This window comes from Flavobacterium phragmitis (assembly GCF_900112575.1).
GTDB classification, from domain to species: Bacteria; Bacteroidota; Bacteroidia; order Flavobacteriales; family Flavobacteriaceae; genus Flavobacterium; species Flavobacterium phragmitis.
Window position 1 is genome coordinate 15,271 of sequence record NZ_FOMH01000020.1, and the last position, 10,965, is coordinate 26,235.

The 10,965-nt window shown below is 34.1% G+C and carries 11 protein-coding genes; 2 read left to right on the forward strand and 9 right to left on the reverse strand.

All coding sequences use genetic code 11. From position 1 onward, the window contains the following. Positions 1-456: 456 nt before the first annotated feature. From BM289_RS25695 to BM289_RS24715, 9 genes are all read right to left on the reverse strand, one after another. Positions 457-609: a DUF4833 domain-containing protein gene (locus BM289_RS25695; protein ID WP_317043585.1), complete on the reverse strand. Its 153-nt coding sequence runs from the start codon at positions 607-609 to the stop codon at positions 457-459. Beyond that, complete coding sequence (locus BM289_RS24680; protein ID WP_244165452.1) at positions 560-1,039, reverse strand: DUF4833 domain-containing protein; 480 nt, start codon at positions 1,037-1,039, stop codon at positions 560-562. Before BM289_RS24680 ends, BM289_RS25695 begins: the two co-directional genes overlap by 50 nt. 205 nt (positions 1,040-1,244) lie before the next feature. Further along, a complete protein-coding gene (locus BM289_RS24685; RefSeq protein WP_091499080.1) occupies positions 1,245-1,676 on the reverse strand; it encodes a GtrA family protein in 432 nt (143 codons plus the stop codon). A gap of 1 nt (position 1,677) precedes the next feature. Beyond that, the gene (locus tag BM289_RS24690; protein ID WP_091499081.1) at positions 1,678-2,364 is read right to left on the reverse strand and encodes a CDP-alcohol phosphatidyltransferase family protein; all 687 of its coding nucleotides are present in this window, start codon (positions 2,362-2,364) and stop codon (positions 1,678-1,680) included. Between the two features lie 154 nt (positions 2,365-2,518). Beyond that, positions 2,519-3,325, reverse strand: coding sequence for a phytanoyl-CoA dioxygenase family protein (locus BM289_RS24695; protein ID WP_091499082.1), 807 nt, complete (start codon positions 3,323-3,325; stop codon positions 2,519-2,521). Between the two features lie 219 nt (positions 3,326-3,544). Then, positions 3,545-4,333: an SDR family NAD(P)-dependent oxidoreductase gene (locus BM289_RS24700; protein WP_091499083.1), complete on the reverse strand. Its 789-nt coding sequence runs from the start codon at positions 4,331-4,333 to the stop codon at positions 3,545-3,547. Between the two features lie 674 nt (positions 4,334-5,007). Further along, positions 5,008-5,730, reverse strand: coding sequence for a LytR/AlgR family response regulator transcription factor (locus BM289_RS24705; protein WP_091499084.1), 723 nt, complete (start codon positions 5,728-5,730; stop codon positions 5,008-5,010). A gap of 32 nt (positions 5,731-5,762) precedes the next feature. Next, positions 5,763-6,794, reverse strand: a complete 1,032-nt coding sequence (locus BM289_RS24710) for a sensor histidine kinase (protein WP_091499085.1) — start codon at positions 6,792-6,794, stop codon at positions 5,763-5,765. Positions 6,795-6,812: 18 nt separating this feature from the next. Then, the gene (locus BM289_RS24715) at positions 6,813-9,224 is read right to left on the reverse strand and encodes a TonB-dependent receptor domain-containing protein (protein WP_091499094.1); all 2,412 of its coding nucleotides are present in this window, start codon (positions 9,222-9,224) and stop codon (positions 6,813-6,815) included. Positions 9,225-9,596: 372 nt separating this feature from the next. Here BM289_RS24715 and BM289_RS24720 point away from each other — a divergent pair, with 372 nt between their 5' ends. Together BM289_RS24720 and BM289_RS24725 are read left to right on the forward strand one after the other, a co-directional pair. After that, positions 9,597-10,412, forward strand: coding sequence for an SMP-30/gluconolactonase/LRE family protein (locus BM289_RS24720; protein WP_143102127.1), 816 nt, complete (start codon positions 9,597-9,599; stop codon positions 10,410-10,412). A gap of 122 nt (positions 10,413-10,534) precedes the next feature. Continuing rightward, positions 10,535-10,942 carry a hotdog family protein gene (locus tag BM289_RS24725; RefSeq protein ID WP_091499101.1) on the forward strand — a complete coding sequence of 136 codons (408 nt, stop codon included), beginning with the start codon at positions 10,535-10,537 and terminating at the stop codon, positions 10,940-10,942. The last annotated feature ends 23 nt before the right edge of the window (positions 10,943-10,965 follow it).

The following is a 10,965-nucleotide window of genomic DNA, read 5'->3' on the forward strand; positions in this document are numbered from 1 at the left end:
GTTAAATACATTACTTTTTAATATTTTTTTTTATCTAAGTAAAGCAAACATTATATAAAAACGCAAAAACCTGAAAATAAATTAAATAAAAATCACCATTACATCTTACCTCCAATCTTTATGTTTCAGAAATTTCTGAATCTGAAAATGAAACAGCCTCAGTTTTTACCACAGAAAGTTAAATTGCCTTTGCGCAACAGAAGGGAACCTGTTTGTTTAAGGACTATTTGTCATAAAGACTTAATAAGATCTTATAAAATATTGACAAACGATTTGAATTAATAATTTACTAGAGTCATTTTATTTAACACTGTTTCTATCGCCCCTTTATAATCCATTGTTATCCCTCACATATTTATAAAAAGCAGGTGTTCATTTCTTGAACACCTATTCTCTAATTCACTTTCTTTATTTAACGATCCAAAGATGAAAAATGCATAGAACATTTTGCTTGTATTATTGCTTTAGATTAAATCTTTCAGTAATTGTTTTATGCGAAAAAGCATCAATTCCAGTGACTTCTGCATACTTCACATTTGGCAACCAGAAAGAGCCTCCCTCAATACGTACAAATATTTTTTCTAACTGTATTTTTTTTTTCATTGACATTTACAAAAACATGATATTTTTGATCTGAGCCTAGTTTTTTCAACGTTAAGGACAGCTTTTTATACGATACAAATTGAAGTTCAAATTCCTCATCGTTCAAGGCTTTACTTTCTAATCCGTATGCAAATTTGCGCTGCATGTAATTAAACTCTTTTCTTTCTCCTTTTTCGGCATATCGAATCCAATACCCTTTTATAGGATTGTTTTTATCTATTTTTCCATTTTCCTGATAGTTCACAGCATAAATAGCGGTGTTTATATTTGGGTCACGCTGAATGTAAAACAGCATATTATCTATATTCTTAGGAGTTGGAAAATGCAATGACGATGGATTTTGTGATTGTGCCGATACATTTTCTGAAATTATATTTACTAAAATTACTATAACAATTAGTGATTTTTTAAAATTTTTAAATGATAATTTATTCATATGGATTTTTTTTATGTAGCCCTTGGGCTATAATTATTTTAACACAGTTCGACACCACTCAATTCAGGCTAGAAACACAGATTTAGGAATCGCAAGAAAGAGGGGGCACTTGTTTAAACAAACATAGTTACTATGCGTCAGAAGCTAATTTCATTTTGTTTCTTCTTTAGCATAAAAAAATTACACACAACGAACTTATTTATTTCTAATTTGATTCGACTACATTTTGTTTTTCTTTCACCCTGAAAACCCAATATTTGATCAGCGGATAATTAAATCCATAAGAAACAAAACTATCCGTGATTAATCTTCCGATTCTGTAATCGATTTGAAATACTTTCTGAAAAACGAGTGTACCAAATGATTTTAAGGAAATGCTTCCCAGTACAACCAGCCCAAATTTAAAAAGCTGACTATTGATACGGTTATTATAACCAGATTGATTTTTGAATACCCAAAACCTATTGATGCTAAAATTGATTATGGCGCCAACGGTTCCAGATATTAGAATAGAAAAAGTAAAATGCAGTTTAAATACTTCTGTTAATAAAATCATTAAGACATAATCCGTAATGCCGCCTAAAAATGCCGCAACTTGCGCTTGCAGAAAAGTTAAAATGGACTTTTTCCTGAACATTTCAGTCTTGATTTTTATCTTTTAAATCGCCTAGTTTTAAAAGTTTAAAACTATCTATGGTATTAATTAAAAATAACACAATCGTGATTAAGCCAGCCAAATAGGTTATTGAACCCTGAAATAAAACTTCTAGAACTAATATTAAAGCAATAATAATTCGAAGCTCTGTTGGACCAACAAAGCCAGAATCTATACTGTATTCATCTGCAATTTTATAGCGTAGCTGACTGATTATGATAGACCAGCCATACAATGAAACAAAAACAAAGGCTATTATTTCTGTGCCATTTTCAGCATAAACGTAATAGCCAAAGCCTATAAGTACAATACCAATCCAATCGGCAATAATATCGAGGGCAAAACCATACCAACGGCGAGGTATATTTCTATAATAAGCCAGTCTTCCATCAAGAGAATCACCCAGCCAATTTATAACCAAACCGATAATACCCAGAAGCAAATACCAATTTGAGAAATAAGAACCTAAAACAAAAGCTAGAAAAACCAATCCAGAACCCAGTGTACCAATTAAAGTGAGTGAGTTTGGCGAAATAAATTTAGGAACTTTGGGTAGCAAAAATACAATCGTTAACTGTTCTGCACTTTTCAAAATATTAGTTCGCTTACGGTCAGAAAATGTTCTTTGTGCAATTGTACTATAATCCTCAGCCTGTTTTTCTTTTCCCATTAGTACCTCAATATTTGCAAGCCAGATAAAATAGTCAACTCTAGTTTCGCAGTTTTTAATTTTATTTTTCTTTGCGTATTTTTAAAAAAATCTATGGTACTTTTTAGTTTACCTGATCTAACCAGATAACTAAATGCGATAACAATCAGCATAATTATTTAACAATACTTGCAAAACGTTGATAGAAAACTGTTGGACTGTTCTCATTTTTGGGAGCGTATTTTCCAGCAATAATTGGAATATAAATAACTCTTCTTCTGCTTTCCTCGCCTCGGACAGATGATTGTGCCACTCTGTGCCACAAACGGCCATCGTGAATGGTTAAATCACCAGCTTCTGGATTGATAGAAACCTCCTCTGGATCAGCTTGATGATCTAAAAAATACTTTTTACGGAAAAGCATTTTATAAATGCCCTGCTTGTGAGTTCCAGGAATGATTTTAAGTCCGCCATTTTTAGGTTTTAAAGTGCTTAAGTGAATTCCAACATTAAGCATTGGATTTAATTTTCCACCATAAAAAATATCTCGAAGACCATCTGTATGCCAGCCCATTTTAGTAAACTTACTTTCCGGACCGTTGATATAATGATTGAAAACCATTCCGTCTTTTTCTTCAGTGCCTAATCTTGCGCCATCGCCTGCCAATTTTAATAGACCGTTAAATCTCGGATCAAGTAAAAGACCACTTAAAGTTTGATGATGTTGATTGATAAAAGCAAAACGCTGTACGATAGGAGATCCATCCAAATCTTTTCCATATTTAATGGGAACACCGTTTATTTTTTGAAGATCATTTTCAATCCAATTTTGCTCTACTTGTTTGGATGCGTCAATGATTGATGAAACCGTTTCTGGGTTTATAAATTTTTTGAAATGAATGAAGCCATGTTCGTTAAAAAAAGCAATTTGCTCATTAGTTAATTGCTCTGTAAGGGTAAATGTTTTATAAGAAGATACCATGATAAATATATTTAATAAATGAAATATTAGTGTTTATAATTTTTTCTAAAAGTTTAGCAACAGCAACAACACATTCGCATGTTGGCGTGCATTCGGCTTTTAGAAGAATTAAACATATTTCTATTATTAGACATATTCTATAGAATTAGTAGACATTTATGCAAATGTAATATAATTTCTTATTTACAAAAATTATTTTCGATTTTTTTTGAAAAAAAATTAAATTTTATAAATCCCGGCGGCCGTTTTTTCGATAAATGCCTTTGGCAGTAAACGGTTGGCATAAACCGAAATGATATTTGTAAACCCCGGAATAACTTCAGATTTTTTGTTGAACATGGCATTTACAGCCATTTTTGCCACTTCATCAGGCTGCATGTTAAACTTTTCAGCCATTTTGTTTAAAGCGCTTAAACCGGCTCTTGCAGCAAAACCGGTATCAACAGGGCCTGGGCTGAAACAAGTTACAGAAATTGAAGTTTGTGAAAGTTCGAAACGAAGTGCACGGGTGAACGATAAAACAAAAGCCTTTGTAGCCGAATAAACGGCCAACGTAGGTACAGCCTGATAGGCTGCCGTACTGGATATATTCAAAATGTAGGCTTGTTTTTCATGTAAAAGTATAGGAACTAATAAATGTGAAAGTTCTACCACTACATTCATGTTTACTTGCATCATACCAAGCTGATCACCTAGAGCAGACTGACTAAAATTGCCCCACACTCCATAACCTGCATTGTTAACTAGAATGCCAACGGAATAATTATTCATTTTTATCCAATCGATTACTTTTAGCGATGCATTATTTATTGAAAGATCAATTGATAAAATATCAGAAATGATTCCGTATTTAACTTGAAGCTCATCAGATAGCGCTTTTAATTCTTCTTCACTTCTTGCAACAAGCAAAAGCGGATAACCCTTTTCTGCCAATTCATAAGCAATAGATTTTCCAATTCCTTTGCTAGCGCCAGTTATTAAAGCATACGGTTTCGTTTTTTCGCTCATTTTATCGATTTTTATCTTCAAATATAAAGATTAATTATAAACCTGCCGGGTGCAATTAAATTGTTTGCTTTTACTATGGATTATTTGCTTTTAAAAAACTTAATTTATTGATTACCTGAAACCGAAGCTATAGCTGAGACTTATTTCGTGCTTCATAAAATTGAGATCAATGTAAATTGAGATCTTTAAACTCTTGGTTATTACATAAGCAGGCACCACCAGCCGATTCAAGACAATCATAGCTGTTCCTTTTCATATTTATCTATAGTTTCAATTACCGGCATCTCTGCCGGCAATTGAATTTCTATATCTATTAAAACCGTTAGTTTTATTATGCTAACAGCTTTTAGATTATTGATATTGATTCAAGCCAATCCAAATAAGGATTGCACCAAAACAATCATAAACTTCCCCCAAAAAGCTTATCAACATCTTAAATAGAAGCGTTTTTTATAACGATTGCAAATTTGATTGATTTACTTTTATGATGAGAGACTCTAAAGGAGTAAAATATTCCTGATAGTTATAATATTTAACTTCAATGTCTTTCTTAACGATTCAATCCGAAATATACGACAGAGGTCTTTTTAATATGTCAACACAGCCGAGGGAAGGTAAGCAGTTCAGCCCGGATTAAAAACCGGCTTATCTCTCTTTTACTTTTTTGTTCTCTTTTAATCTCCTGCTTTTCTATTTCTTGCAATAAAATGTCCTTCGATATAGGTATTGTATATGTGGTCTTTAAAACTTCTGGAGACAGGAATTTTATGGTTGCCAATCTCTATTATATTTCCTTCCATCGCCTGAATATGATCAGCATTGACAATAAAAGATCGATGGCTCTGGAAAAAGTTGCGGGTCGGAAGATTCTCAGCTATCATTTTCAACGTACAGTAAACTGTTTCTTTTGAATTGGCGGTATGAATCAGAATATAATTTTCCATACTTTCTATGAATAGAATATCCCTGATCATTATCTTTTTAGCCTTCTTATCTGTTTTTATAAAAATGTAATCTGTTTGAACAGAATTAAATTCTTTCTGCTTCTGATCAAACAATTTATTGACTGACTTCAGAAAACGTTCATACGAAACCGGTTTTAAAAGATAATCGAATACATCCATTTCGAATCCCTTCAGAGCATAATGCTCATAAGCTGAAACGATGATTATTTTGGGAAGATTGGATGCTGAGCAGAGAAATTCCATGCCCGTAAGACCAGGCATTTCAACATCGAGAAAAATGACATCTGCAGATTCTTTTTTCAAAAGGCTATTAAGCTCAATTGCTGTTTCACATTCTGCTGTCAATGAAAGAAAATCCGTTTTTTCAATATATCCCCTAATTCCCCTGCGGGCCATTGGCTCGTCGTCTGTAATAATACATTTTAACTTCATATTATTTATTCTGCTTAATCATAATTAGATTTCTATTCTTTAACAGGAAGTGTAAGGATGACTTTAAAAAAATTGTCACCGTTGTTTACTGTCATCTGATGTTTTTCAGGATACAATAGTTCAAGTCTGCGTTTTAAATTACTAAGTCCTATACCGCTGTCTTGTACATTTGAAGAAACCAGTACATCAGAAACTGAGTTTGTTAATTCAAAATATACCTGGTCTTCTTTTAGTTTTAGTACGAGGGTTATTTCATATCCTCCTGAAACATATTTAAAAGCATTCTCTAAAAGCGGCTGAAGCAACAAGGGGGCTATTCGCTGTTCTTTTAGTCTATTGTCTATATCAATATTTACCTTCAGTTTATCTGTTTTCCTGAGCTGCTGAAAAGCAATGTAAGAACGTAAATAGTTTATTTCCTGATAGAATGCGACCTCTTGATTTACATCATAGAGCTGGTAACGGAGTAATTCTGATAAATATTCAATACTTTTTTTTGCTTCAGCATTATTTTCATCTACCTGGAAATAAATAGTATTCAAAGCATTGAAAAGAAAATGCGGATGATACTGCGATTTTAGAAATTCAAGTTCCGCTTCTTTTTTGTCTGTTTTCAATTTCTCCAGTGCTAGATGCTTTTCATTTGCCTTCTGCTCTGCAAGATAACCTCGAATCAAAGTGTAGAAAATAAGCAGTAGCGGTACATAGATGACATTAATCAGCATATAGTCTATCCAGCCGGAACCCATAAACAATACTCCCAGCTCCTGCCCAGCTTTCAGCAAAAGGTTCAACCAGACAATTAATTCCAAAACAACAAAAGCATAATCTTTTCCTATTCGAGTACCTTCGCCGGCTTTGAGAAGTCTCTGCTTCCATCCATAATTGAATAAATAGCAAACTAATACCGAAAGCAGCAAAGCTGTTATATGCAGTTTTATTTCGCCTTCCCAAAAAATACCATGATGTGTAAGATCTGTAACTGCCCGCAGTACATTATACATCATTATACCCCAGACAGCGGGATAAATCCATTCCGTTGCTATTTTTTTGCTTTTACTCATTTTACAGGTTCTAATTTACTAATTGATACGCTTACTTTCTTCCATATTTTCGATTTTTCGCAAGGCTTTTGAAGAATTTCCAGAATCAAATCGCCATGAAAGAGTGATTCCTGCCATACGGCTGTCCCTGCGTTCTTTGTAAAACCCTTCAATTACGCTGTTATACAAACTAATATTTGGGCGATTGGTTAAAAAAACATCATTAAAATACACATAGCAACTCAGCTTCTTCTCAAAAAAACTTTTTCGTACTCCTAATGATACAGAACCAATTGAACCAATTTTGGCCTGGCCTTCAGCCATCTCACCATTATAATATCCTGTTGCTTCAACGGCCCATTCATTAGAGAGAGAAAATTGGTTATTAAACTGAAATGCCGGAGTCCAAAGATTATTATCATACAAAGTCCCCATTTCTCTCCAGTGAAATTCCTTATAAGCCAATGAGCCATTTAAATGTAATGTCCACCATTGTTTCGGCTTTATATTATTAAGACCTGCTCTTGCTCCTAATGCGTAACTCTGCATTAAGTTTAAAGGCATGACAATAGTCACATCGCTTTCCGGTTCGGTTAAATAACTTTTGGTGACAGGATTTTTACGGGCAGTATAAAACACACTAAATACATACTGCGATTTTACTATCCATGAAGCTTCCATATTATTTACCAGTTCTGGTCTTAAAGCCGTGTTTCCTCTTTCCTGAAGGTAACGGTCATTTACTTCTGTAAAAGGATTTAGATCTCTATAATTTGGACGAACGATACGTCTTCCATACTGAAATGAAAGCACATGATTATCAGATGCCACATAATTTGCTGAAAAAGTTGGAAAAAGCTGCTCATAATTCCTAACAAGTGTCGAATCACGATTTCCTGTGGCGTAACGTGCTTTGGTCTCTGTTAATTCCAAACGAAGTCCAATCTCCGTCGAAAATCGCTCTGACCATTTCTGATTTGACTGCACGTAACTCGCCAGTACATTTTCTTTGTAAAAAAAACAGCTGCTTAGTTTTTCAACCTCAAACCATTGACCAGAATGCATCGAATTATATAATGCATTATTGTCAATATTAATTGATGAATATTTGATTCCTGAATTAAATGTAAATTTATCTGACATATCGTAACCCATACCAGACTGCAGATTTGTAATTTTAATATCTCCTTCCATATTTCCATGAAGGCGATTTTCAGTATCAGGCTCTGGTGATTGAATCATTTTACTTTTCTGATCCAGTTCTTCGTTCTGTTCAAAGACGAGAAAATTAAATGTATTTTCCCATTTTATTTTAGTGCTGAACTTATACAAGACACTCATTCCGCCTCCCAAATTGTTATGATGAGACTGCTGGTTGTTATTGGTATAAAGTGAAGAATCTTTGAAATCCGGGCCTTGAAATAATCCAGATACTGCGTTTTCATTTTTAGTTCTTCCAAACCAGTTTCCAAATACATCAGTGTTTAATATCAGATTGTCAGAAAACTGGTATTGAATGCCTGTTTTAAAATAGTTTGAATGGGACTTAAACTTTCTGTATGCATCCATATTCAAAATTGCTGCATCAGTTTTGGCTTTTAGATATTCACGTGATGAATTGATTAAGATGAAATCCTGTCCGTTGTTAAATGAATAATTGGCGTAAAATGTATATTTTTTTTCATGAAACTGCAGGGAAATATTTTGATTCTGCCTGCTGTACTTTCCCGCTTCCATATTAGACGAAAAATCAAGGTTTAAGCCTCTGTCTGTTCTTTGTCTGCTCTTAATATTAATAAATCCGCTGGTCCCTCCTGCATCATACTGGGCAGAAGGATTAGAAACCATTTCTATTTTATCGACAGCACTGCCTGGCATTGAACGAAGCATATTCAATAAATTCTCCCCGGTCAGATATGTCTGTTTTCCATCAATCATTATATTTGCTCCCGCCTTTCCATTCAGGAGAACCGTTCCGTCATTCAAGATCAATATTCCCGGAATTTTTCCAAGTGCATTTAAAAGTGACCCGTCTGATCCAATGGAGGCGGCTGAAAGTGTTACAGTGGTTTTTTCAGGCTCTGATTTAAAAGCAGGGCGTTTTGCTTTGACAGTAACTTCATTCATCGTGAAAGGCTCCATTTCCAAGACGGTTACAGGCATCTTTAAATCTTCCGAAATTATATTGATACCAATCGTTTTCTTCTCATAACCGATGAGTGAAAACAACAGTTTATAACTTCCGGGTTTCATATTTTCTATTTCATAAAACCCATCCCTATCTGTTTCGACTGCAGTTACATAACTTGAATTTTCTTTAAGAATTACAACATTGACTCCGGAAAGAGGCTCTTGATTGTAAATTGTCTGTCCGGAAATTTTTTTCTGTGCCTGCAGTCCTGTAGATATCATCAATAATACTGCATAGGCAATGCCTATTTTTGCTTTCATTTTTACTTTATTTTCATTATTGAAGGCAAAACTATCAGGACAATACTCCTTTAAGAAACTTTCTTGACCAATGGATGAAATTGCTTGACCGATAAACAGGAAATAAAAAAAGCATCTATAACATAATAAAAACTTACCAACATGCGATCAAATCCTAAAAGTGGTTATTTTTAGTTATTGTCACTTCCTTCATAACCAATTACTTTTACAAACAGGATGTCATTGTATCAACAAGGCCGTTTCGTTTTTCTTTCTCGATAAATAGTCTATTTCTCCGCAGGAATATCGAAACTCAGTATGATAAATAATGTCCTGGAACCAAAATTTAACAAGCGTCTTGAATATTGAATAATGAAAAAAACAATTCTCATTTTGTCCTTGGCATTAATTTCTGCCGTCACTTTCAGCCAGAACATTACCAAGGTATGGGAGTCAGACTCTCTTTTCTTAAAACCTGAATCGGCACTTTACGACTCTGAAAAAAACATTGTCTACATCTCCAATATAAATGGCGAATATCTTGCAAAAGACGGCAATGGATTTATTTCCAAACTTAAGACAAACGGCGAAATAGAAGTTTTGAAATGGGTTGATGGATTGGACAACCCTCAGGGCATGGGACTATATAGGCAAAAATTATATGTTGCCGATATTAACAGAGTAGTCCGGATCGATACCCGGACGGCTAAAATTGACAAAGTGTATCATGCGGATAATGCTGTATTCCTTAATGATATAACAGTAGATGCCAATGGAGACATTTACGTTTCTGACTGTTTTGGGAACAAGATTTATAAAATATCAGACGAAAAGATGAATGTTTGGATAGAATCTGATTTTCTATCCAAACCAAATGGACTGCTATGCACCAAAAATGATGTTTTGGTGTTAAATATGGAAAGCAAAAGGGCTTTTGCCATAAACAAACTGACCAAAAAATCTCATCAGCTTTTCAGCGGAATTGACAATCTGGATGGCATTGTTGCTGATGGCAGAAATGGATACATAGTTTCCGGAGCCTGGCAGGGACAGCTCTTCATTATTGATGCAGATGGAGGTAAAAAGCTGCTGGCCGATCTAGGAAAAGAAAAGATCATTGTTGCAGATATTGAATACATTGCAGATGAGAATTTACTTATCGTACCTACCCTAAATAAAACCGTTATAGGATTTCGACTGTCAGATTAGGCTTTTAATCCTGCTTAATGCTGGGAATAATGAAATTAAAGCAGTGTTTGATAAAAATGACATAAACATAATCCAAAACAAACTGCTTTCTTAACTTAAAACAAATACCACTAAAAAATAGTATGGCTGAAGTTGAAAAATTAATTCGGCACAGGACTCCTTTTTTATTTGTAGATCAAATAATATCATTTTCAAATGAAACAATCATCGGCATTAAAACCTTTGATGACAGAGATCTTTGGCTGAAAGGAAGCGTTCCTGAATCCGAATATATTCCCGGAACAAGTTTGATCGAATCAATGGCACAATGCGGAGGTGCAGGTGTTAAGCTTCTGGGAATAACAAATGGAATTTTTGGTCTTGCCACTATAGAGGATGCAGAATTTTATGCCGCTGCAGAATTTAGAGCTCAGATAAAATTTGTCGTAAAAAATATCCGTTTAAGCGAGAAGATAATCAAACAGTCCGGAATTGCATATGTGGCCGATAAAAAAATCATAAAAGCAAGTTGGATGTGCGTCAAAATTTAATATTATTCTTGAACTTGAAAGCC